Source organism: Streptosporangium sp. NPDC001681 (genome assembly GCF_040298085.1).
In the GTDB taxonomy this organism is placed as follows: Bacteria; Actinomycetota; Actinomycetes; order Streptosporangiales; family Streptosporangiaceae; genus Streptosporangium.
Genome location: NZ_JBEOZN010000150.1, coordinates 1 through 22,288, shown reverse-complemented (window position 1 = coordinate 22,288; position 22,288 = coordinate 1). Strand labels below are relative to the sequence as shown.

At 71.4% G+C, this 22,288-nt stretch carries 22 protein-coding genes; 8 read left to right on the top strand and 14 right to left on the bottom strand.

From position 1 onward, the window contains the following. Positions 1 to 64: 64 nt before the first annotated feature. Genes ABT130_RS40870 through ABT130_RS40860 form a run of 3 tightly spaced genes read right to left on the bottom strand, consistent with a single transcriptional unit; the run spans position 65 to position 3,716 of the window. Positions 65 to 1,033: an FAD binding domain-containing protein gene (locus tag ABT130_RS40870; protein ID WP_350964968.1), complete on the bottom strand. Its 969-nt coding sequence runs from the start codon at positions 1,031 to 1,033 to the stop codon at positions 65 to 67. After that, entirely contained in the window at positions 1,030 to 1,206 is a 177-nt protein-coding gene (locus tag ABT130_RS40865) for a hypothetical protein (RefSeq protein ID WP_350964965.1), read from the bottom strand. Before ABT130_RS40865 ends, ABT130_RS40870 begins: the two co-directional genes overlap by 4 nt. Beyond that, the gene (locus ABT130_RS40860) at positions 1,203 to 3,716 is read right to left on the bottom strand and encodes a molybdopterin-dependent oxidoreductase (protein ID WP_350964963.1); all 2,514 of its coding nucleotides are present in this window, start codon (positions 3,714 to 3,716) and stop codon (positions 1,203 to 1,205) included. The genes ABT130_RS40865 and ABT130_RS40860 overlap by 4 nt, the downstream gene beginning before the upstream one ends. A 93-nt stretch (positions 3,717 to 3,809) precedes the next feature. Here ABT130_RS40860 and ABT130_RS40855 point away from each other — a divergent pair, with 93 nt between their 5' ends. Continuing rightward, the gene (locus ABT130_RS40855) at positions 3,810 to 4,352 is read left to right on the top strand and encodes a TetR/AcrR family transcriptional regulator (RefSeq protein WP_350964961.1); all 543 of its coding nucleotides are present in this window, start codon (positions 3,810 to 3,812) and stop codon (positions 4,350 to 4,352) included. Positions 4,353 to 4,516: 164 nt separating this feature from the next. Here ABT130_RS40855 and ABT130_RS40850 read toward each other — a convergent pair whose 3' ends face one another. Both ABT130_RS40850 and ABT130_RS40845 read right to left on the bottom strand, forming a co-directional pair. After that, positions 4,517 to 5,434 (bottom strand): Sco1979 family transcriptional regulator, encoded by a 918-nt coding sequence (locus ABT130_RS40850; protein WP_350964959.1) that lies wholly within the window; start codon positions 5,432 to 5,434, stop codon positions 4,517 to 4,519. 130 nt (positions 5,435 to 5,564) lie between these two features. Continuing rightward, positions 5,565 to 5,801, bottom strand: a complete 237-nt coding sequence (locus tag ABT130_RS40845) for a DUF397 domain-containing protein (RefSeq protein ID WP_350964956.1) — start codon at positions 5,799 to 5,801, stop codon at positions 5,565 to 5,567. A gap of 229 nt (positions 5,802 to 6,030) precedes the next feature. Here ABT130_RS40845 and ABT130_RS40840 point away from each other — a divergent pair, with 229 nt between their 5' ends. The 3 genes from ABT130_RS40840 to ABT130_RS40830 all read left to right on the top strand — a co-directional run bounded on the left by ABT130_RS40840 (position 6,031) and on the right by ABT130_RS40830 (position 8,471). Then, on the top strand, positions 6,031 to 6,534 hold the full coding sequence (locus ABT130_RS40840; RefSeq protein WP_350964953.1) for an ATP-binding protein: 504 nt from the start codon (positions 6,031 to 6,033) through the stop codon (positions 6,532 to 6,534). 166 nt (positions 6,535 to 6,700) lie between these two features. Beyond that, the gene (locus ABT130_RS40835) at positions 6,701 to 7,516 is read left to right on the top strand and encodes an SAM-dependent methyltransferase (RefSeq protein WP_350964951.1); all 816 of its coding nucleotides are present in this window, start codon (positions 6,701 to 6,703) and stop codon (positions 7,514 to 7,516) included. Positions 7,517 to 7,652: 136 nt separating this feature from the next. Then, positions 7,653 to 8,471, top strand: coding sequence for an SAM-dependent methyltransferase (locus tag ABT130_RS40830; RefSeq protein WP_350964948.1), 819 nt, complete (start codon positions 7,653 to 7,655; stop codon positions 8,469 to 8,471). Between the two features lie 220 nt (positions 8,472 to 8,691). Here the strand turns inward: ABT130_RS40830 and ABT130_RS40825 are convergent, their stop codons facing one another. The 3 genes from ABT130_RS40825 to ABT130_RS40815 all read right to left on the bottom strand — a co-directional run bounded on the left by ABT130_RS40825 (position 8,692) and on the right by ABT130_RS40815 (position 12,814). Beyond that, the gene (locus ABT130_RS40825) at positions 8,692 to 11,052 is read right to left on the bottom strand and encodes a glycoside hydrolase family 65 protein (RefSeq protein WP_350964946.1); all 2,361 of its coding nucleotides are present in this window, start codon (positions 11,050 to 11,052) and stop codon (positions 8,692 to 8,694) included. Beyond that, the gene (locus ABT130_RS40820) at positions 11,052 to 11,792 is read right to left on the bottom strand and encodes an HAD family hydrolase (protein WP_350964944.1); all 741 of its coding nucleotides are present in this window, start codon (positions 11,790 to 11,792) and stop codon (positions 11,052 to 11,054) included. Before ABT130_RS40820 ends, ABT130_RS40825 begins: the two co-directional genes overlap by 1 nt. Positions 11,793 to 12,133: 341 nt before the next feature. After that, positions 12,134 to 12,814 carry a fasciclin domain-containing protein gene (locus ABT130_RS40815; RefSeq protein WP_350926235.1) on the bottom strand — a complete coding sequence of 227 codons (681 nt, stop codon included), beginning with the start codon at positions 12,812 to 12,814 and terminating at the stop codon, positions 12,134 to 12,136. Positions 12,815 to 13,024: 210 nt separating this feature from the next. Between ABT130_RS40815 and ABT130_RS40810 the strand changes: the two genes are divergently transcribed. After that, positions 13,025 to 13,486, top strand: a complete 462-nt coding sequence (locus ABT130_RS40810; protein ID WP_350926237.1) for a PPOX class F420-dependent oxidoreductase — start codon at positions 13,025 to 13,027, stop codon at positions 13,484 to 13,486. Positions 13,487 to 13,592: 106 nt separating this feature from the next. On the opposite strand, the gene ABT130_RS40805 is transcribed toward ABT130_RS40810, so the two are convergent. Then, positions 13,593 to 14,237 (bottom strand): hypothetical protein, encoded by a 645-nt coding sequence (locus tag ABT130_RS40805; protein WP_350964941.1) that lies wholly within the window; start codon positions 14,235 to 14,237, stop codon positions 13,593 to 13,595. Between the two features lie 17 nt (positions 14,238 to 14,254). On the opposite strand from ABT130_RS40805, the gene ABT130_RS40800 reads away from it, so the two are divergent. After that, the gene (locus ABT130_RS40800; RefSeq protein ID WP_350926241.1) at positions 14,255 to 14,446 is read left to right on the top strand and encodes a hypothetical protein; all 192 of its coding nucleotides are present in this window, start codon (positions 14,255 to 14,257) and stop codon (positions 14,444 to 14,446) included. 25 nt (positions 14,447 to 14,471) lie between these two features. On the opposite strand, the gene ABT130_RS40795 is transcribed toward ABT130_RS40800, so the two are convergent. Genes ABT130_RS40795 through ABT130_RS40785 form a run of 3 tightly spaced genes read right to left on the bottom strand, consistent with a single transcriptional unit; the run spans position 14,472 to position 17,238 of the window. After that, on the bottom strand, positions 14,472 to 15,575 hold the full coding sequence (locus tag ABT130_RS40795) for a Gfo/Idh/MocA family protein (protein WP_350964939.1): 1,104 nt from the start codon (positions 15,573 to 15,575) through the stop codon (positions 14,472 to 14,474). Continuing rightward, positions 15,572 to 16,321, bottom strand: coding sequence for a sugar phosphate isomerase/epimerase family protein (locus ABT130_RS40790; protein WP_350964936.1), 750 nt, complete (start codon positions 16,319 to 16,321; stop codon positions 15,572 to 15,574). The genes ABT130_RS40795 and ABT130_RS40790 overlap by 4 nt, the downstream gene beginning before the upstream one ends. Next, positions 16,318 to 17,238, bottom strand: a complete 921-nt coding sequence (locus tag ABT130_RS40785) for an ROK family protein (protein ID WP_350926247.1) — start codon at positions 17,236 to 17,238, stop codon at positions 16,318 to 16,320. The genes ABT130_RS40790 and ABT130_RS40785 overlap by 4 nt, the downstream gene beginning before the upstream one ends. 282 nt (positions 17,239 to 17,520) lie before the next feature. On the opposite strand from ABT130_RS40785, the gene pgm reads away from it, so the two are divergent. Further along, a complete protein-coding gene (gene pgm / locus ABT130_RS40780) occupies positions 17,521 to 19,161 on the top strand; it encodes a phosphoglucomutase (alpha-D-glucose-1,6-bisphosphate-dependent) (RefSeq protein WP_350964934.1) in 1,641 nt (546 codons plus the stop codon). A gap of 124 nt (positions 19,162 to 19,285) precedes the next feature. Here pgm and ABT130_RS40775 read toward each other — a convergent pair whose 3' ends face one another. Both ABT130_RS40775 and ABT130_RS40770 read right to left on the bottom strand, forming a co-directional pair. After that, entirely contained in the window at positions 19,286 to 19,822 is a 537-nt protein-coding gene (locus ABT130_RS40775; RefSeq protein ID WP_350964933.1) for a hypothetical protein, read from the bottom strand. A 321-nt stretch (positions 19,823 to 20,143) separates the two neighbouring features. After that, positions 20,144 to 20,836, bottom strand: coding sequence for a mycothiol-dependent nitroreductase Rv2466c family protein (locus tag ABT130_RS40770; RefSeq protein WP_350964930.1), 693 nt, complete (start codon positions 20,834 to 20,836; stop codon positions 20,144 to 20,146). Between the two features lie 387 nt (positions 20,837 to 21,223). Between ABT130_RS40770 and ABT130_RS40765 the strand changes: the two genes are divergently transcribed. Then, positions 21,224 to 22,288: glycoside hydrolase family 3 protein (locus ABT130_RS40765; protein WP_350964928.1), on the top strand; the 1,065-nt coding region annotated here is incomplete at its 3' end.

The following is a 22,288-nucleotide window of genomic DNA, read 5'->3' as shown; positions in this document are numbered from 1 at the left end:
GTGGGGTGGGGTGGGGGGCCCCCGGGGGGGGGGGCGCCCCCCCGCGTCGGTACGGGCGAGCCGGTCAGCGGTGCCCGGCGGTTCCGGTGGCGCGCTCCAGCACCTCCAGGACGGTCCCGGAGAGCAGGGCGAGCTTGTAACGGTTGCGAGCCGCCGGGGTACACCGGGCGGTGGCCAGCCCGGCCGCCCGGTCGAGAGGTTCCCCGGCCAGGAGCGCCTCCTCGACCTCGGGCAGGCGCACCGGGACGCGGGCGACGCCGCCCGCGGCCACCCTGGCGAAGGTGATCCTGCCGCCGTCCATGACCAGCCGCGCCGCCGCCTCCACCAGCGGCCACTCGGCCTCGGACCTGCCGATCGCCCGGTGGTAGGCGGCCCGCTCGCCCGGCACGGACGGTGGCAGGACGACGGACAGCAGGATCTCCCCCGGCCCCAGCAGGTGGTCACGGGTGGGGTCGGAGCCGTCCCCGTACAGGTCGCCGACCGGGAACGGGACCCCACTGCGGACATCATCGCGGACATCATCACGGACACCGCCGTGGACCTCGGCCAGGGCGTCACAGGCGAGCAGCGCCACCGCCAGTGACGACGGGTGCGGGGCTATGCACGGCCCGGTGTCGACGATCGCGGCGTTCGGGGCGAGCCCGGCGCGGGCCGGGCAGTGGCCGCCGCCGTTCTGGTGGCAGGAGAAGGACGGGCCGCGGAAGTACGCGCAGCGGTTGCGCTGCAGCAGGTTGCCCCCGACCGTGGCCACCTCCCGGATCTGGGGCGTGGCCAGGCCCGCCGCCGTCAGCGTCAGGCAGGGGTGGGCGGCACCGAGACGCGCGTCGGCGGCGACGCGCGCGACCGTGGTCAGCGCGCCGATCCGGACTGCGCCGTCCGGCTGCCAGGCGAGGCCGGTCAGACCGGGCAGGCCGCGCAGGTCCACGTGCGGCCCGGCCGCGCGGCGGCCCATCAGGTCGGTGCCTCCGGCGCGGAACTCGCCCCCGCGCCGCACGGCGTCGCCGAGGTCGTCGAGGTCGGTGAGCGCGGTCATCGGACGCCCTCCGGTGCGCGGACCCGGAACCGCCGCTCCGGGGAGAAGGTCAGCGGGACGGCTCCCTCGGGGAGCAGGCGGTACGGCCCCGTCGTGCGGGCTTCGGGGCCCGGCTCCGGGGAGAGCGGACCCGCCCCGGGGAATCCGGGGGGCGGCTTCGGGGAGGAGGTCAACGGGAGATCCCTTCGAGGAGCCGGTCGGGGCGGATGGGCAGGTCGTGGGGGCGCCAGCCGGTGGCGTTGTGCACGGCGTTGCCCACCGAGGCGGCCACGCCGACCGTGGAGACCTCGCCGACTCCGACACCGTGGCCGTTGACGTGGTCCCAGCCGTCGCGGTGGAAGTGCACGGTGATCTCGGGGGTGTCACCGATGCCGGGAATGCGGTAGTCGTCGAGGTTGGCGGTCAGCACGGTTCCGGTCACCGGGTCGACCAGGCGTTCCTCGTACAGCGCGTAGCCGATGCCCTGCACGACGCCGCCCTCGCACTGGCTGCGCGCCAGCCGTTCGGCGTAGATGTGGCCCACCGCGATCCCCGCCCACACCCGCAGCGGCCTGACGGCTCCCAGGCGGGTGTCGACCTCGACCTCGGTGACGTGGACGGCGCCGCTGAACCCCCGGCCGAGGGCTATACCGGCCACCGCGACCGGGGTCAGGTAGCCGCGCCGGTCGCGGCGGCGCCTGCCGACGACCCTGGCGCCGTCGGTCAGGCCCAGCTCCCGCAGCCGCCGCGCGGCGTCGCGTACGGCCGGGGCGACCGAGGTCGTGGTGCGGCTGCCGATGGAGGGTGGTCCGTGCACGGTGCCCGTCCTGCCGATCTCGACGCGAACGCGCTCGGCGGGCAGCGCGAGTTCCTCCCGCAGGATGTCGGCGATGACGCTGCGGATGCCGGTCCCGATGTCCTGGGTCGAGGTGGCGGCCACGACCGTGTCGCCCTCGACGCGCAGCTCCACCTCGGTGGCGGGGTCGAGCATGTAGAGCCAGTTGGCGGCGGCCACCCCGACGCCCCTGCGGAAGCGGCCCGTCTGGGAGCCGGTCCGCGGCCGGTCGGCCCACAGCGGCAGGGCCAGGGCCCGGTCGTAGAGGGCGTGCCGTTTGCGGTTGCCGTCCCAGCGGCGGCGCAGCGCGATCGGGTCCTCGCCGCGGCGGTGGGCGGCCTCGTCCACCGCCTGCTCCAGCGCCCAGAGCAGGGGCGGCGCCCCAGGTCCGCGGAACGGGGTGCCCGGCGGCTCGTTGGTGACCACGTCGTAGTCGCGGAGCCGCCGGGGCGCGGTGCCGTACATGAGGCGGGCCATCCCGGCGACCATCGATCCGATGGCCACGCCGCCGCGCCCGTGGACGTCCACGGTGAGGGCGGCGAGGTCGCCCCGGTCGTCGGTGAGCAGTTCGAGCGTGGTGCGGGTACCGGGGCGGTTGCCCGCGTCGGTGAGTTCCTCGGCGCGGCCGAACACCACGCGGACCGGTGCGCCGCAGGCCCGGGCGAGCTCGACGGCCGCGACCGTCTCGACGGTGACGCCGCTTTTGGCCCCGAAACCGCCGCCGACGTGATCGGCGACGACGTGGACCCGGTCGGCGGGCAGGTTCCAGCGTCTGGCCGCGTGTTCGGTGACCAGGCCTACGGTCTGGGTGGACAGGTGCAGGTGGAGGTCGCCCTCGCCGTCCCAGCGGGCCACGCAGGCGTGCGGCTCCATCGGGGTGTGGACCTGCACGGCGGTGGTGAAGGTGCCGGTCACCAGGCGGGGGTCGGCGTCGCGCCGCGCGGCCTCGATCCGTTTGACGGCGGTGCGTCCGCGCCAGCTCGCCCTGGTGAAGGGGCCGCGCACGTTGCCGTGCCAGCCGCCGGGCAGGTCCAACCCCTCGCTGGAGCTGGGGGCGTGCTTCCTGGTGGAATCGTCGTAGACGGGCGGGGCCTGGGGCGTGTCGTCGAGCGCGGCGGGCATCGGGTCGTAGTCGATCTCCGCGGCCTCCGCGATCGCCAGGGCCTCGCGGCGGGTGGGGGCGGCCACGGCGGCGACGGGCTGGCCCGTGTAGCGGACGGTGCGGTCGGGCGGCAGCAGGTCGACGATGTGCGCGGTGCCGGCGGTCACCGCGGTGACGCGGGCGTGTGCCCTGGTGGAGCGGATGACCACCCCCTCCAGCTGGCCGTCCAGGCGTACGTCGGTGGTGTAGCGGGCCCGGCCGGTGATCTTGTCCATTGCCTCCAGGCGGGCGGGGGTCCCGGCGGCGCCGTCGTGTTCGCCGCGGCAGGCGGCGGCGATCGCCGCGTGGATCCCCTCGTAGGCGCCACACCTGCACAGGTGGCCCGCCATGGCGGTGGCGATCCGCTCGCGCGGCGGAGCGACGTCGCCGTGCTCGGCGCGCCAGGCGTCGACGAAGGCCGCGGCCTCCACCACGAACCCTGGCGTGCAGTAGCCGCACTGCAGGCCGTCGTGGACCGCGAACGCCCGCTGGACGGGGTGGTCGAGGCCCTCCGCGGTGACGACCTCGCGTTCCTCCAGGACGGCGGCGGGCAGCAGGCAGCTCGCCTGGGGCGTGCCGCCCACCATGACCGTGCAGGCGCCGCAGACTCCGGTGCGGCAGGCGGCCTTGGCGCCGGTGAGGCCGAGCCCGTCGCGCAGGACGTCCACGGCGGCGTCGTCAGGGCATGCGTCCACCGTGGCGGGGACACCGTTCACCGTGATCTTCATAGCTCTCCAGTTGACGTCGTCAACATCTTGTTGACAGTGTCAACCAGATACGTTGACATTGTCAACACGGGTTGCCGGGAAAGGTACGAGCGGATGATGGACGACACCAGGACCCGCCTGGTCGAGAGCGCGCTGAGGCTGCTGCGCGAGGAGGGGCTCGACGCCGTGACGCTGCGCGCCGTCGGCGACCTGACCGGCCTGTCCCGCACGGCCCCCTACCGGCACTTCACCGACAAGACCGCACTGCTGGCCGCGCTCGCCGTCCGGGTCATCGCCGACCTCAGCGCGCACGTCGCCGCGGCGATCTCGCAGGAAGCCGACCGGCGCGACCGGCTGCGGGCCTTCTACCTGAGCTACGTCGAGTACGCCACGGCGCATCGTGAGGAGTACCGACTGGTGTTCGCCTCGGAGTTCCTCGCGGGCCACCATCCGGAACTGGAGGAGGCGATCGACCAGGTGACGACGGCGCTCGGCATGGCGGGCGCCGGGGAGGGACCGGTGCCCAAGGCCCGGCTGATGGCCCTGCTTTCGACGGCCCACGGCCTCGCGGAACTCGCGGTGGCCGGGCAGTTGGCGCACAAGGGACTCGGCTACCAGGACATCGTCGACGTCCTGGTGGCCCCCTTCGTGGACTGACGGCCCGGAGCCCGGCCACCTCCGCGATCAGAGCGGGGCGCCGTCCTCGCGATCACGGCGCGGGCGGCGCGGATGATGGCGCGGGAGCGCGGACGCGGCGAGAGCCTCTCCTCAGGGGCGAGACCGCCGGGGGCGACGCGGCGGCGCTCGCCCCCGCCTCCCGGCTAGCGCTTCCTGCTCAGCTCCTCGCGGATTCCCAGCAGGATCTCGCGGGTGCGGGTGACCGGCTCGGCCTCGATGCACAGGCGCTCCATGACCTCCAGGTAGCTGTCGACGTCGTCGCGCTTCTCCAGGTAGACGGCGCTGGTGAGCTGTTCCAGGTAGACCACGTCGGGCAGGTCGGGCTGGGCGAACCGCAGGATGCTGAAGGGCCCGCCGGCCGCGGCGTGCCCGCCCACGCTGAAGGGCACGATCTGGACCGTCACATTGGGCAGTTCGAGCGCCGTCAGGATGTGGTCGATCTGCTCGCACATCACCTGGACCCCGCCGAGCGGGCGGCGCAGCACGGCCTCGTCCAGCACGGCCCACAGGTGGGGCGGCGCGGAGCCGCGCAGCAGCCGCTGGCGCGCCATGCGCAGCCGCACTCGGCGGTCCAGCTCCTCCCGGGAGGCCGAGGGGAAGCCCAGTTGGACGACGGCTCGCGCGTACCCCTCGCTCTGCAGCAGTCCCGGCACGAACTGGACCTCGTAGTTGCGGATGCCGGTGGCCGACTCCTCCAGCCCCACGTACGTCTCGAACCAGCTGGGCAGCACGTCGTTGTAGTTGTGCCACCAGCCGGTGAGGTTGGCCTTCTCGACGAGGGACAGCAGCGGCTCCCGCTCGTCCTCGCTGGTCACGCCGTACAGGGTGAGCAGGTCTGCGACGTCCCTGATCCGGAAGCTGACCCTGCCGAGCTCCATGCGGCTGACCTTCGAGTGCGAGGCCCGGATGGCGTTCCCCGCCTCCTCCAGGGTGATGCCCCGGTGCTCGCGCAGCCGGCGGAGCTGCGCTCCCAGGACGATCCGCAGCACCGTGGAACTGCCCCTCGGCACGGCCATGGGGGTTGGAACGACCGGCTGACCGTCGGCGTGAGGTGTGATCATCTACAGTCCTTTGGGCACGGAACGCGAGCCTGTTCCGACTTCCTTGCGGCGATCGCGACCTTTCACGCTACTCCGCCCGCCAAGCCCAGGCCATAGAGAATTTTATTCTTCAACCACCTCTTGCCGACAGTCAGGTGATCAGGTCGTCGAACTCCCCGCTCTTCACCCCGCGGACGAAGGCGTCGGCCTCGCGGCGCGTGTAGATCAGCGCGGGCCCTTCGGGATCGCGGGAGTTGCGCATCGCGACCCTGCCGTCGGGGAGTTCCGCGAGCTCCACGCAGTTGCCGCTGGGGTTGCTGAAGTGGCTCTTGCGCCAGACGATGCCGCCCATCAGGGCTGCCGGCATGCCGTTGTACAGCTGGTTCATCCTCGCCTCTCACCGATTAGGGAGGGAAACAACACCACGAGCATAGAGCTTTTTGTGCAGATGCACGTGCATCTGTACTTGCCTATGCACATTACGGCGTGCAAGATGACTAGACGGATCGCCCTTGCCGCACGATCGCCCACCCCCAAGGTCGTCGATGACTGGTTACCAGAGACATGAAGCCGCACCCATCCGAGCTGAGATCGGAGGGTGGGAACGGTGGCTGTCGATGCTCGATCACCTACTGCCCCCGAGCGGCCTGCCCCCCTGGGCCGGCGGCGAGAGCCACGTCAACCGGCTGCAGATGGCCGTACGCAGCTTTCGCCACGATCCGTGCGCCGCACGGACCGCCCGTGAGTTCACCGCCGGCGCCCTGAGGGCCTGGGAGCTCGAGCAACTGATCGACGACACCGGTGTCGTGGTCTCCGAACTCGTGACCAACGCCGTACGTCACGGCACGCGGGGCGTCCAGCACTCCCGGGTCTGCCCCGAGGTCAAGGTGATCCTCTGCCACACCGAACGCTCGATGCTGTGCGCGGTCACCGACCCCAGCGACCAGGAGCCCTGCCTGCGCGAGCCCGACTACGAGGCGGAGAGCGGCCGGGGACTACAGGTGGTCGACGGCATCAGCGAGATGTGGGGCTGGGCTCCCCTGGAGACCCGCGGCAAGGCGGTATGGGCGGCCTTCGCCCTCCCCGGGAGAGGGGGACGCCACCTGGAGGCCTGCCACTGAGCGCGGCGCGGCCCGTCACCGGCGAAACAGCGCCCAACCGGAGCGCAGGCAGCCGGGCATCAGGAAGACGCGCCGCCAGAAGGGGTTATTGACCGGAAATACATCACCTCGGGGCCTGAAGGCCGATAATGTCCGCTGAAAGCCGCACCGCCGGACGGAGGACATCATGGCGTCGCCGCAACCTGAGCGCCTCAGGTTCGACCCCACGATCCCGAACGCGGGCCGGATAGCCGACTACTTCCTGGGTGGCAAGGACAACTTCGCCGCCGACCGCGACGCCGCGCGGGTGGCGCTCGAACTGGCCCCCGAACTTCCCGCCATGTCGGTGGAGGGACGCAGGTTCCTCGGCCGCGTCGTGCGGTTTCTCGCCGAGACCGGCATACGCCAGTTCATCGACATCGGCTGCGGACTGCCGACCCAGGGCAGCGTGCACCAGATCCTGCACGGCATCGCTCCCGACGCGCGGGTCGTCTACGTCGACAACGACCCGATGGTCGTCGTGCACGCCCGGGCCCTCCTGAAGGAGGACGGCCGGGCCACGGTCATCGAGGCCGACGCCCGCGACCCGGAGGGCCTGCTGGCCCATCCCGGCCTCACCGGCGTGATCGACCTCGATCGGCCCGTGGCGATCCTCCTCTTCTCGTTCCTGACCGACTTCCCGGACGACGCCGAGGCCCTGCGGGTCACCGCCACCCTGAGGAAGGCGATGGCCCCGGGCAGCTACATGGCCATCTCCCACGCTGTCTCGGACCTGTGTCCCGAGAGAACCGCGAGGCTCGCCGACCTCTTTCAGGATCGCGGGTCGATCACCGGTCCCCGCCGCGCGAACCTGCGGACCAGAGCCGAGGTCGAGCCTTTCCTCGATGGGTTGAAACCCGTCGAGCCGGGCCTCGTCTACATTCCCCGGTGGCGGCCGGAGGGCGCGGTGCCCCACCGGCCGGACTCCGTCTGGGTCGTCGGCGGAGTAGGCCGCAAGGAATAGACTGCCCCGGAAAACAGCTTGGCCCCTCGATCGTTACCCACGCCCTGACAGTTGACTGTCACCGGAACCGACCGGGTGCCGAAATCCTCGGACCGCGAGCCGGAGAGGACGTCAGAGGCAACAGAGGAGATGACAGATGAGCGACGCCGACCGGCGACCGGCGGCCGGCCTGAACACGAGCGTGCCCAACATCGCCAGGATGAACGACTACTTCCTGGGGGGCAAGGACAACTTCGCCGCCGACCGTAAGGCCGCCGAGGAAGTGCTCGCCATCGCGCCGGAGATCAGGGCCATGTCCCAGGAGGCTCAGGCCTTCCTACGCCGGGCGACGGGCTATCTCGTCGAGCAGGGCATGACCCAGTTCGTCGTCCTCGGTTCCGGGCTGCCCACCCGCAACAACGTCCACCAGGTGGCCCAGGCGATCGCGCCGGACACCCGCGTGGTCTACGTCGCCACCGATCCGGTCGTGCTCTCCCACGCCCGCGCCATGCTGGCCACCAACCCCCACACCACCATCGTCGAGGGTGACGTGCTGCACCCCCGCGAGTTGCTCAACGATCCCGAGCTGCGGCGCCTGATCGACCTGGACCTGCCGGTGGCCGTCCTGATCCTGTCGGCCCTGCAGTTCATCCCCGACGAAGACGACCCGCACAAGAACGTGGCGATCCTGCGCGACGCGGTGCCCGCGGGCAGCCACTTCGCCATCGGCCACGTCGTCTTCGACACGCGCCCGGAGGCGGCGGGTCCGCTGGTCGACATCTACCGGAAGATCCTCGGCCGCCATGAGGACGCCTCCCGGCGCAGTGACCAGGTGCTGCGCTTCTTCGACGGGCTGGAGCTGGTCGAACCCGGCCTGGTCTACGTCCGCCACTGGCGCCCCGACAACCCGCTGGCGACGCAGGGCCGTGAGAAGACGTGGACGATGGGCGGGGTAGCCCGCAAGGTCGAATCCTGACCGGTTTCGCCCGTTCCCCTGACGGGCGGGAGGGTGGTCTTCTCGCCGGGTAGCTCTCCGCGGAGCGGGCAGCGCGCGTCTTGCCTGGTGAGCAGGCGAGACGGGGCTGTGATCTTACTGCGCCGCTTGGCCCGGTCCGCCTGTCCTTGTGCTCCGCCACGTCACCGAGGATTGCCGCAGCCGCTGTGATCGGGTTCGGTGAGCGGCGGCGGGTGTGTTGTCACATGTGTTCGGGGTGGCGGGATTTCGGGCGGCGTCCTGATGGCTGCCGGAGCTCGGGACGGGGCGGCAGAGGTGGTGTGGGGCGCTGTTGCGGACGCCGGCCGTTGAGCGTGACCGGCCGCTGGTAGTGCCGGATCGTCAGATCGGCTCCCTTGAGCAGGCGGTAGGTGGTGGCGGAACCGGTGATCTCCACTTGCAGGCTTCGGCCCTGGATCTGCACGGTGAACAGCAGCCGAGTGAGGGTTTCCGGCAGGCGGGGCGCGAAGTGGAGTGTACCGTCCCGGTGGCGCATGCCGCCGAAGCCGGCGACCAGCACCAGCCAGGTGCCGGCCAGGGAGGCGATGTGCAGGCCGTCGCGGGTGTTGTGCTCCAGGTTCTCCAGGTCCATCAGCGCGGCTTCGCCGAGGTAGTCGTCGGCGAGGCGCAGGTATCCGGTCTCGGCGGCGATGATGGCCTGACTGCAGGCGGACAGGGAGGAGTCCCGCACGGTCAGCGGTTCGTAGTAGGCGAAGTTACGTGACTTCTGCTCCGGGTCGAACGCGTCGCCGCGCAGGTACATCGCCAGGACCAGGTCGGCCTGTTTGACGACCTGTTTGCGGTACAGGTCGAAGTAGGGGAAGTGCAGCAGCAGCGGATACTGATCCTGCCGCGTACTCGCGAAGTCCCACTTCTGGTGGCGGGTGAATCCGGCCGACTGCTCGTGGACCCCCAGCTCGTGGTTGTAGGGCACGGCCATGGTGTGGGCGGCGGCACGCCAGGCGGTCGCCTCGTCGTCGTCCACCCCGTAGGAGGCGGCACGGCCGGGATGCCGTCCGGCGATGTCGGCGGCGGCCAGCAGGTTCGCCTGCGCCATGAGGTTGGTGTACAGGTTGTCGTCGGCGATCGCGCTGTACTCGTCGGGTCCGGTCACCCCGTCGATGTGAAAGCGGCCCTGGTGGTCGTGGTGACCGAGCGAGCACCACAATCGCGCCGTCTCCACCAGCAACTCCACCGCGACGTCGCGCTCGAACTCCTGATCCCCGGTGAAGGCGAGGTAGCGCAGGACGGCGTCGGCGATGTCGGCGTTCACATGAAAGGCGGCGGTACCCGCGGGCCAGTATCCGGAGCACTCCAGGCCCTCGATGGTGCGCCAGGGGAAGGCTGCGCCCTGGAGGCCGAGCTGGGCCGCCCGCTCCCGAGCCGGGGGCAGTGTGGACTGCCTCCAGCGCAGCGCTTCGGCCACGGCCTGCGGCACGGTACAGGTCAGCACCGGCAGAACGAAGGTCTCGGTGTCCCAGAAGCAGTGACCGTCGTAGCCGGATCCGGTCAGACCCTTGGCGGGGATGGCCCGGCACTCGGCGCGGGCACCGGCCTGCAGCACGTGGAAGAGCGCGAACCTCACCGCCTGCTGGATCTCCGCATCACCGTCGATCTCGATGTCGGCGCCGGCCCAGAAATCGTCCAGGTAGCCGCGCTGTTGCGCCACCAGCCCCGGCCAGCCCGTGCTGCGCGCTCCGGCGAGCGCGGCCTCCACCTGGTCGCGCATCGCCGGCAGTGAACGCACCCCCGACCAGCCGTAGGCGACCAGCTTTTCCAGCCGCAGGACCTGCCCGGGGTTCAGCGACGCCGTGATGGTGAACCGGCCGACGTCCGCGCCGCTCTCGCCGTAGGTCTGTGTCGAGTCGGGTCCGGTGACGAGGTGGTCGGCCGCGGCGGCGACCCGCAGGCCGCTGTCGGCGGTGCGGTGGATCAGGCGCAGCCGGGTGCTCTCGGCGAGGTGTTCCTCCGGTCGCAGGGATGTCTCCAGGGCAGCCGAAACCCGCGGGTCGGCGGAGGATGGCCGCGGCAGTTGCTCGTTGGCCAGCAGTTCGGACTGGATGACGACACGAATGGCCGCGTCCAGCGGCTCCACCTCGTAGGCGACGGCGGCGACGGCTCGTTGGGGGAAGGAGACCAGCCGGGTCGAGCGGACCCGGACGGTTCGCCCGGACGGTGAGGTCCACACGCAGGTGCGCCGCAGGACCCCAGCGCGCAGATCCAGCAGCCGTTCATGAGAGCGCAACCGGCCGTAGCGCAGGTCGAACGGCGCATCGTTGACGAGCAGTCGGATGATCTTGCCGTTGGTGACGTTGAGGATGGTCTGGCCGGTCTCCGGATAACCGTAGCCGGCCTCCGCGTACGGCAGCGGGTGCCGTTCGTACACCCCGTTGAGGTAGGTGCCGGGCAGACCGTGCGGTTCCCCTTCGTCCAGGTTGCCACGCCAGCCGATGTGCCCGTTGGCGAGCGCGAACACCGACTCGCTCTGTGCCAGTACCTCCAGGTGCAGGGCGGTCTCCCGCAGACTCCACGGCTCGACCGCGTACGAGGGATGGCTGATCATCACTCCTCCCGAAGCAGCTCGGCCAGGTCCCGCACCACGACGTCCGCGCCGTGCGCGCGCAGCGCGTCCGCCTGATCGGTCCGGTCGACCCCGACGACGTAGCCGAATCCGCCCGCCCGGCCGGCCTCCATTCCGGCCAGCGCGTCCTCGAAGACCGCCGCGCCGGCGGGTGGGACGCCCAGGTCGCGCGCCGCCGCGAGGAAGGTGTCCGGGTGCGGTTTGCCCGCGAGCCCCCGTTCGGCCGCGATCACGCCGTCGATCCGGGTGTCGAAGAGCCGCTCGATGCCGGCCGCGGCCAGGACGGCCTGGCAGTTGGCGCTGGAGGACACGACCGCGGTCGCGAGCCGCGCACCGCGGGCCGCCACCACCAGGCGTACCGACCCCGGATACGCCTGCACTCCGTCCTTGCGGATCTTCTCCAGTACCAGGAGATTCTTGCGGTTGCCCAGGCCGTGCACGGTGTCACGCCCGGGCGGATCGCCCGGCTCCCCCTCGGGCAGCACGATGCCGCGCGCGGCGAGGAAGGTACGTACCCCGTCGAAACGCGGGCGCCCGTCGACGTAGGCGTCGTAGTCGTCCACCGCGTCGAACGGGCGGAACCTCTCGCCGTCTCGCCGTCTGAGGAAGTCGTCGAACATCTGCTTCCAGGCGGCCGCGTGCACCACCGCCGTCTTGGTCAGCACGCCGTCGAGATCGAACAGGCAGGCACGGATCTCGTCGGGGATCCCCAACCTCGTCATGGACCACACCTTCCCGGCACGATCCCCACGAATACCTGCGAGTGGGGTTTGACGTGCTCAGGACTCAGCGACTCACGCGACAGCGGGTCGGTCATGAGGTGGACCCGACCCGCGGCCAGGTGGTCGGCGGCACACCTCCAAGTCCCCGGTTCCTCCGCTGAGAGGCACGGCTGCTGTCCATCCGCGCCTCCAGATCAGCCGTCGGCCGCCGGCGCGGCCTCGCGGCACCGCTCAAGGAGGTGGTGGACGACCGGCAGAAGACCGCCGAGACGGCCACGGGTGAGGGGCGCCCCCGCAGGCACCCCTCGCCCGGCCGGATCGCGACCACTGGGCCACCGCGATCACTTGGGCTTGAGCACCCCGTCGATGAGGTAGACGACGGCGTTGGAGGTCTGGATGTCGCCGCAGACGACCTTGGCGTCGTTGACCGTGTAGTCCTCACCGGAACCCTTGACCTTCAGCGTTCCCCCCTCCATCGTGGTCAGCTCGCCCTCCGCGAGGTCCTGCGGAGTCTTCTTCCCCTCGACGACGTGGTAGCCCAGGAGCTTGGTCAGCTTCTCCTTGTCGCCCAGGATCTTGTCGAGCTTCTCCTTCGGGATCTTGTCGAACGCGGCGTTGGTGGGCGCGAACACCGTGATGTCCTTGGCGGAGTTGAGCTTCTCGGACAGACCGGCCTGATCGATCGCCTTGGACAGCGTGGACAGGTCGGGGCTGGAGGCGATGGCGGTGGCGACCGGCTGCGTCGCCATCTCGCTGGGACTTCCCGCCCCGCTGGTGGGCAGGGACGCACAGCCGGGGCCGAACGGCTCCGTCATCGCGCCCGAAGGCTCGGGCGATCCGCTCTCGCCGGGCATCATGGATTCCGTGGGCGCGGCGCTCTCCATCGGCGGGCTGGAGGCCATGTCCGTCGGAACCGGCGTGGGAGAGGTGATGCGCGCGGGGGCGGCGACCGCCTGCGCGGCGGGGACGGCGGACAGGGCGAGCACGGTCAGGGCCGATGCCAGAAGAGACTTCTGCTTCACGGTTATCTCCTTGATTGGGCGGATGAGCCACCGGGGTCCGTCGGCCGGTTCCCGAGCCACTCATGTGCTGTATTGGAGATCAATTCCCTGAGATTTGGCGCCAAATGCCCCATTAGAAGACTCTTGACCACATATCTCCCGAGAAAGAGGGCCATTTTCCACCCGGCAGAGCGTTAATTCAGGCGCGCCGTATCCCCGTACAGTAGGAGTATGAGCCCAAAGATCGCGACCAACGAGGTCGTCTCACACGACCGGCTTCTGGATTTCCTCCGTGATCGCCACCGCGCGCTGGTCATCACGACGCGGCGCGACGGCAGGCCACAGGCGTCCCCGGTGACCTGCGGCGTCGACGCCGAAGGCCGCATCGTGGTGTCCACCTATCCCGAGCGCGCCAAGGCCTCGAACGCCCGCCGCGACCCCCGGGTGAGCGTCGTGGTCCTGTCGGACGACTTCGACGGCCCCTGGGTGCAGGTGGACTGCGCGGCCGAGGTCCTCGACCTGCCCGACGCCCTCGAACCGCTGGTCGACTACTACCGGTCGATCTCCGGCGAGCACCCCGACTGGGAGGAGTACCGCGCGGCCATGACCCGGCAGGGCAAGTCGCTGCTGCGTCTCACCCCCGAGCGCTGGGGCCCGATCGCCACGGGAGGCTTTCCCGCCCGGCTGGCGTGAATCGCCCCGGCCCGGCCAGGACCGCGTCCCGGAGGCCAGGGCGCCCTGCTGGGAACCGGTGTCACGGTGGGCGCCGCACACCTATCGGCCCGCCGCCCCGTTCCTCCTACGGGGTCTGCCCCAGGTTCACGGTGATCTCTCCGCCGAGCCGGAAACCGCCGGTCAGTTCGAGGTCGTCACCACTCCAGAACCGGCCCGGGTCGTACCAGTTCGGCCTGCGGCCGCCGGGCAGGAGCCCCATGGCCTCGTAGGTGACCGCGACGACCTCGGCGCAGTAGGCGCTCTCCAGGGCGCTCTCCCCGGTGCCCCGCTTGAAGATCCTGGGCACCCGCCCCTTCGCCCAGCGACCGGCGAGCCTGGCCGTCGACGGGAACGGCGTGCCGTCCAGCCGGGCGACGGTGCGCAGAACGGCGTCCTCCATCTCGCGGGTGACCTGCGGCTCCAGCTGCCTCAGCCAGCCGCGCTGGCCGTATCTGGTGGCCCAGACCGTGACCGCCTCCTGCAGGTCGTGCAGCTGCACACCGCGCTGGTTGGTCCCTGACCACAGGTCGGGCAGGGACCGGCCCAGCTCGGCGTGCCACATCATGGGGGGCATGTCCTCGATGACCACCGACATTCCGACGTGGTTCACCGGGCTGTTCGTCATGGTCTGGATGGCTCGATCGGGCACCGTTCGGCCGCGGAACAGCCACACGTCGCCGGTGCGGGTCAGGTTGACTGCCTCATCGAGGCTGATGCTCTTACCGGACATTCCGCTAGCGTAGGCACATGCGATGGTGGAAGGTACTCGGTCTGGCAGGTGTCGCAGGTGTCGCGGCCACGGGGGTGGTGATCGCGCGAGCCGAGCGCCGCCGGCAGGCCTACACCCCGGACGAGATCCGCACCCGCCTCCGCGCCCGCCTGGCGGAGTCCTCCGAGGGCGGCCCCGAGGCCGTCGCCCCCGCCGACCGGAACCCCTGACCATTCGGGCGCGGCCGTCCGGGGATCAGCCGAAACGGATCTCGGCCGGATCCCACCCTTCAGGCAGTGGTGCGGGCACCGGGCAGGTGCTGGCGATCTTCACGAACTCGGCCTGCTCCGAGGACTCCGCGACGGCGATCATCGTGTCGAGGACGTGCAGGCCCAGCTCGCCGGTGGCGCGGTGCGGCCTTCCCTCGCGGATGGCCTGGGCCATGTCGAGCACGCCCAGACCACGACCGGCCTCGGTGCCCGTCGTGGGAGCCGGCACCCATTCCTCGTCGGCGGCCCGGCGCAGTCGCACCTCGCCCCCGAACGTGTTGGGATCGGGCACCTGCATGGTCGCCTCGGTGCCGGTGATCTCGATGAACCCGGCGCGGCGGAGCGGCGAGTCGAAGCTGAAGATCATCGTGGCCGCCTGTCCCGTGGCGAACTCCAGCAGCGCGGTCGTGTGGGTGGGGACCACCGCGGGAAAACGCGTGCCGGCCCTGGGCCCTGAGCCGATGACCCGCTCGTCTCTGGCCCTGCGGCCGACGGCGGCCACCCGCTCCGCCGGGCCGAACAGGGTCACCAGGGCCGTCAGATAGTAGGGGCCCATGTCGAACAGCGGCCCGGCCCCCGGCTGGAAGAAGAACTCGGGGCTGGGATGCCACGACTCGGGGCCCGGACTCTGGAACAGGGTCAGGGCGGTGAGCGGCGTGCCGATGGCCCCCTCGGCCACGAGCCGGGCCGCGGTCTGCAGCCCCGCGCCCAGAAAGGTGTCGGGGGCACTGCCCAGGAGCACCCCCGCCGACGCGGCGGCCTCGACCAGTTCCGCTCCGGACTCCCGGTCCACCGTGAACGGCTTCTCGTTGTAGACGTGCCTCCCGGCCAGAACGGCGGCGAGCGCCACCTCGGCGTGCGCGGACGGGACCGTGAGGTTGATCACCAACTCCACGTCGGGGTGCGAGATCGCTTCCTCCGGTGCGGCCGCCACCGGCACGCCGTAGCGCGCCGCGACCTCTTCGGCACGTGCCCGGTCGAGGTCGGCGCACGCCACCACCCGCACGCCGGGGAAGGAGGCGAGGTTGTTCAGGTACTGGTGGCTGATGTTCCCGCAGCCGACGATCGCCACTCCGAGCGGCCCGGTCACGAGCTCACCCGCCCGGCGGCGACGAGGCCGGTCAGGTAGGCGTGGCTGTCGGCCAGTGCCTGGAACATGTCGGTGGCACAGTGGTCGAGCTCCACGATCCGCACCGCGCCCGGAGCGGTGTTCAGCGCGTCCACGATGGGCACCTCGCCCGAGCCGACCGCGGTCATCGGGCCCTCCTGGGTGGCAGGTCCGTCCTTGACGTGCAGGTGGCTCACCCGCTCGCCCAGCCGGGCCAGCAGCCCCGAGGGGTCGACCCCGCCGGTCGCCGCCCAGTAGAGATCGACCTCCAGCAGCACCGAGGGGTCCAGCAGGTCGGCCAGCACCTCCAGCGCGGGACGGCCCTCCACCCGCTGCTCCAGCTCCCACCAGTGGTTGTGGTAGCCGAGCCGCAGGCCGTGGTCCGCCGCCTCCCTGGCCACCTCGCCGATGGTCCTGGCCGCCTGCTCCAGCTCCTGTCTGCCGGCGAACCACTCGGCGGGGGCGGCGGGCACGATGACGGTCGTGGCGCCGATGGCCGCGGCGGCGGCCAGCGCCGTCGCCCGCCGCTCGTCGAGCAGCGGGGCGTGCACGCTGCACACCGCGAGCCCGGTCTCCTCCAGTTCCTCGCGGAGCCCATCCGGATCGAGGTGCGCGTCGTACGGCTCGACCGCGCCGTACCCCATCTCGGCGATGCGGCGCAGCACGGCGCGGCGGTCGACGGCCGCCTGTTCGCGCACGGAGTACAACTGGACGGCGAGTGGGCTCATCGGCTCTCCTTGAGGACCAGTGCCGCGGCGCCGTACAGGCCGGCGTCGCGTTCCAGACGGGTGCGCTCGACGTTCAGGCGGCGCAGGAAGCCAAGGCCCGCCTGCTTGACGACCGCCTGGCGCAGCGGGGTGAGCAGGGTCTCGCCCGCCCCGGAGACGCCGCCCCCGATGACGACGTCGTCGATGTCGAAGAGCGCCGCCGTGGTGAGGATCGCCACGGCCAGCGCGTCGGCGGCCCGCTGGAAGGCCAGCTGGGCCATGGGGACTCCGCGCGCGGCGTCGGCCGAGAGCGTGCGGGCGTCCGTCGGGGTACCGGGGTCGCCCCAGCCGTTCGCCAGCGCCCAGCGGACCATGCTGGGGCCGCTGGCGATCGTCTCCAGGCAGCCGGTCGCCCCGCAGGGGCAGAGCTCACCGTTCCGGTCCACGGAGATGTGCCCGATGTGCCCGGCGTTTCCTGTCGGTCCCAGGTACGGCACCCCGCCGAGAACCAGCCCGCCGCCCACGCCGGTGGAGACCACGATGCCCAGCAGTGCCCGGGAGCGCGAGCCGTGCCCGCCCCGCCACCACTCCCCCAGCGCCATGCACTGCGCGTCTCCGGCGAGCGTGACGGGGAGGCCGGGAAGGAGCTCGCCCACCGTGCCGACCAGCGGGAAGTCACGCCAGGAGGGGATGTTCACCGGGCTGACCGTGCCGGCGACGGCGTCAAGGGGACCCGCGGAGCCGATGCCGACCCCGCTCAGGCCCCCCGTGCCGGTACCGCCGCCGGTGCCCGCGCCGACGTCGCGGACCAGCAGGGCCAGCGTCGCGGCGGGGTCGTGGCCGACCGGCAGTTCCACCCTGCGGACCATGGTGCCGTCCGGCCTGACCAGCGCGGCGGCGAACTTGGTGCCGCCGATGTCGATCGCGAGGGCGGTCACCGGCCGCCCCCGCGGGCACGCCGGTGCGCGGGGGGGCGGCAGGTGGCCACCGGGAGCACCACGTGGCTGTGCAAGGGGATCCTCCGGTGATCAATGGAACAAAGAGTACGTTCCCCCGGCGACCGGGCAAACAGGCTGAAGGTATGACGATGCTGACAACGTTGTCAACGATGCGCGGGGAGTGTGGGGCACCGGTCCAGCACACTGGCCGGACAGCTTGCGAAAACTGTCCGATTCCAGGAGTAGATACGGTTAGCTCAGGAGTGACGTGAGGAGACTGTGATGACGCACGAACGCGCGGGACAGCCCGCCGAACCGTCCGATCTGGTCGATGTGGCGCGCCTGGTGACGTCCTACTACGCGCTGCACCCCGATCCGGGCGAGGTCGGCCAGCGGGTGGCGTTCGGGACGTCGGGACACCGGGGCTCCTCGCTGAACGTCGCGTTCAACGAGGACCACATCCTCGCGACCAGCCAGGCCATCGTGGAGTACCGGGCCGCCCAGGGTGTCGACGGCCCGCTGTTCCTCGGTGCCGACAGCCACGCGCTGTCGGAACCGGCCCGGGTTTCCGCGTTGGAGGTCTTCGCGGCCAACGGGGTGACGGTCATGATCGACAGCCGGGACGGCTACACCCCGACACCGGCGGTCTCCCACGCGATCCTGGCCCACAACCGGAAACGCGCTGCGGGCCGCGCCGACGGCGTGGTGGTGACCCCCTCGCACAACCCGCCAGGCGACGGCGGCTTCAAGTACAACCCGCCGCACGGCGGCCCGGCGGACACCGACGCCACCACGTGGATCCAGGACCGGGCCAACGCGCTGATCGCCGAAGGCATGAAAGAGGTCAGACGGCTCCCGTACACCAGGGCGCTGGCCGCCGACACGACCGGCCGCTACGACTTCCTCGGCCACTACGTGGACGACCTGCCCTCGGTGCTCGACCTTGACGCCGTCCGGGAGGCGGGGGTGCGCATCGGCGCCGACCCGCTGGGCGGGGCGAGCGTCGCCTACTGGGGGGAGATCGCCGAACGGCACCGGCTGGACCTGACGGTGATCAACCCGCAGACCGATCCGACGTGGCGGTTCATGACACTGGACTGGGACGGCAAGATCCGGATGGACTGCTCGTCGCCGTACGCGATGGCCTCGCTCATCGCCAGTCGCGACGCCTTCGACGTCTCCACCGGCAACGACGCCGACGCCGACCGGCACGGCATCGTCACCCCCGACGCCGGTCTGATGAACCCCAACCACTACCTCGCCGTGGCCATCTCCTATCTCTACTCCCACCGGCCCGGCTGGCCCGCGGACGCGGGAATCGGCAAGACGCTGGTGAGCAGCCGGATGATCGACCTGGTGGCCGCCGAGAAGGGCAGGCGACTGGTGGAGGTCCCCGTCGGGTTCAAGTGGTTCGTCCCGGGCCTGCTGGACGGCTCGCTGGGCTTCGGCGGCGAGGAGAGCGCCGGGGCGTCGTTCCTGCGGCGCGACGGCGAGGTGTGGACCACCGACAAGGACGGCCTGATCCTGGCGCTGCTCGCCTCGGAGATCATCGCGACCACCGGCCGTTCGCCGAGCGAGCACCACGCCGACCTGGTGGCCAGGTTCGGCGAGCCCGCCTACGCCCGCGTCGACGCCCCCGCGACCCGGCAGGAGAAGGCGGTGCTCGCCAGGCTCTCGGCCGAGCAGGTCACCGCCGACACCCTCGCCGGGGAGGCGATCACGCAGGTGCTCACCTCCGCCCCCGGCAACGGCGCCGCCATCGGCGGGCTCAAGGTCTCCACCGAGAACGCCTGGTTCGCCGCCCGTCCCTCGGGCACCGAGGACGTGTACAAGATCTACGCCGAATCCTTCAGGGGAACCGAGCACCTGGCACAGGTCCAGCGGGAGGCACGCGACCTGGTCTCGGCGTCCCTGAGCAGATGATGACGAGGTGAACACGTACCGGGCGGCCGGGTCGCGGGTGTGCCCCGTGAACCCGTCGTAGACCGTCGGCTGCCCGGCCCGCTCCTTCGCGTGGTCCTCCTGATGGTCCCCGCCCGCGGGGACCTTAGGCGCGGGGACCTTTGCCGCGCGGCCCCGCGCCCAGCCGCCAGCAGCGCAGCGCCACCCAGCACCCGGACCCGACGCCGATCAGCGCGGCCAGCGCGTACACCACTTTGCCGGCCGCGTCCGAGATGTAGCCGTTGCCTGCGACGAGGACGGCCATGAGCAGCGCGGCCAGCAGCCCCACACCCGCGCCTCCCACGATGCCGAGCAGCCCGGCTCCCAGCGCGCGCGACAGGCGGCCCCTGCGACGGGGCACCGGCACCATGACGGTCATGATCCGGCCCACGACGAGGGCGGGGTCGTCGTCGATCCCGCCGGCGACGAGTTGGACGGTCACCCCGCCCCGCTCGGGTTCGCTCAGGCAGATCCACTGGCGGTCGTCAAGGAAGACGGTGGCCCCGCCCGCGCCGGGAACGATCAGCCACAGGAACGGCGTGCCCTCGGGAAACGCCCTGACGCCGTGGCGGGCCGTCGGGGCGTGCAGGTCGAGCGCGGCGCCAAGGGCTCGCAGCGCCACCTCCTGGCCGGATTTACCCACGGTGGCCTCCCTCCCTTCGTAGCGCACGCCGGCCGCCTGCTCCAAAGGCCCCGGCGGGCGGCGTTCAGGCGGAGCTCACACGGGGGACCTACCAAGGGAACGGGCCCCGGCGGGGGAACCGTCCACGACGGAGAGACCGGCGAAGCCGCGCCTGCCACGAACCCCGGCAGCGCGGCGGCGGCGAACCTCACGCTCCATCACACTCGGGGGCCTGCCCTCAGGCAGGGGCGACGAACACGATGAGGCATGTCGTTCACGAAAGAACGGGCTATTTCTCCGCAAAGGGCGGCGAGGGCGCGGGGAGAGAGACCCCGTTCCGCGCTAGGGGGTCTCCAGGAAGGTGCGGGGATCCGCCCGATCCGTGACCCGCTTGAGCTCGAAGAACGCCTCCTCGGTGGCGAGCACCTTGAACGCGTCCCAGAGCCGCCCGGCCCGCTCACCGACCGGGATCTCACTGATGACGGGGCCGAACTGCCCGGCGTGCCCGTTCACCGAGATGGTCGGGACGCCGATCAGCGACTGGTTCCGCTTCCCGGCCGGCACCAGGGCGTGCGAGGCGTGGATCGCGTCGTCCCAGCTGGGATCGGTTCTCGCGGCGAGAAGCCCGGCGGGCAACCCGGCGTCGGCCAGCGCGGCGGCGATCACCGGTGCCAGACCCTCCATCGCGGCCCGCCAGTCGGTGAGGCCGCCGGCGGCGACGGCCTCGCGGGACCGCCGGAACAGGCCGTCCGCGCCGTGGTAGCGGGTGCCGAGCGCGGTGTAGAGATCACCGACGGCGACGTTCCCCGCCGCCTCGCGCGCCGCGGCGAACACCCGGATGGTGCCCCGGCCGAGTTCGACGATCTCGCGGTACTCCTCGGACATCTCCTGTTTCTCGTTGAGCACCGCCAGGCTCATCTCCCGCCAGTTGACCGTGATGGGACGCACCTTGCCCACCTCCACGATCCAGCGGGAGGTGATCCAGGCCCAGGGGCAGCCGGGATCGAACCAGAAGTCGACCAGATCCTCGCTCACGGCGATCCTCTTTCCTCAGAAGTCCTCATTCCAGGATGGAACCTCAACCGCGATGGAGGTCAAGGGCGGGCCGGGGATCACTGGAGCGCGTGGAGAACATGGCCGCGTCAGGAGACCCGGCCATTCGAGCCCGCCCCGCTCGTGTGCCACCCTTCTCTCACGGGACCTTCGAACACGGCGTCGTCACGAACGGCTGATCGAATCCGACAGCTCCCGCACACCGGCGAGGCATTCCCGGCAGCGCGGGCCTCGATCAAGAGAATGACAAAAAGCTACTTTCAGGGCAGCCGCTATGAAGAAAAGTGTCATTAATGTGTAACCTGCTCTGGGACGCCCCCCGCCGCCGACCTGTCCGAAGACGCCTCCCTCGACCGAGAAGGTGACCGCATGCCCCACCGCAGCCCCGACCTGGCCCGGCTGGCCATGACCGTCCTCCAGCCGGGCTTCGACGGCACCGAGCCTCCCGGCTGGCTGCGCCGCGGGCTCGGCGAGGAGGGTCTCGGCGGGACGGTGCTGTTCGCCAGGAACCTCACCGGCCCCGCCCACACGGCCGATCTCGTCGCCCGGCTGCGCGCGGAGAATCCCGCCGTGGTGGTCGCGGTGGACGAGGAGGGCGGGTCGGTCACCCGCCTGCAGGCCGCGAGGGGCAGTTCGTGGCCGGGTAACCGGGCGCTGGGTGTGGGCGACGACGTCGAGCGGACCCGGCTGGTCGCCCAGGAGATCGGCCGTCTCCTCGCCGCGGCCGACATCACCCTCGACTACGCCCCGGTGGCCGACGTCAACGCCAACCCCGCCAACCCGGTGATCGGCGTCCGCTCCTTCGGCCCGGACCCGGAGCTGGTCTCCAGGCACACCGCGGCCTGGATCCTGGGACTTCAGGGCGCCGGGGTCGCCGCCTGCGCCAAGCACTTCCCCGGTCACGGCGACACCCACACCGACTCCCACCATGCCCTGCCGACCGTGCACGCCTCCACAGAGCTTCTCGCCGAGCGCGACCTGCCGCCCTTCCGCGCCGCGGTGGCAGCCGGAGTACGGGCCGTCATGTGCGGCCACCTGCTGGTCCCCGCCCTCGATCCGGACAACCCCGCGACGCTGAGCCGGCGGATCATGACCGGGCTGCTCCGCGAGGAGATGGGATTCGACGGCATGATCGTCACCGACGCCATCGAGATGCGCGCCGTCGCAGCCCTCCACCCGCCGGGGGAGATCGCGGTCCGCGCCCTGCTGGCAGGGGCCGACGCGATCTGCGCGGGCATCTCCTCCCCCGGCGGCGAGAGCGTCCACGAGCTGCGCGACGCCATCGTGGACGCCGTACGGGAGGGCAGGCTCCCCGAGGAGCGGCTGGCCGAAGCGGCCTCGCGCGTGCTGGCCCTGTCCCGCTGGTACGCCGCGAGCGGCGCCGTGGAGGCCCGAGCGGCCCAGAGCGTCGCGCGGGCGCGGGACGGGGATGGC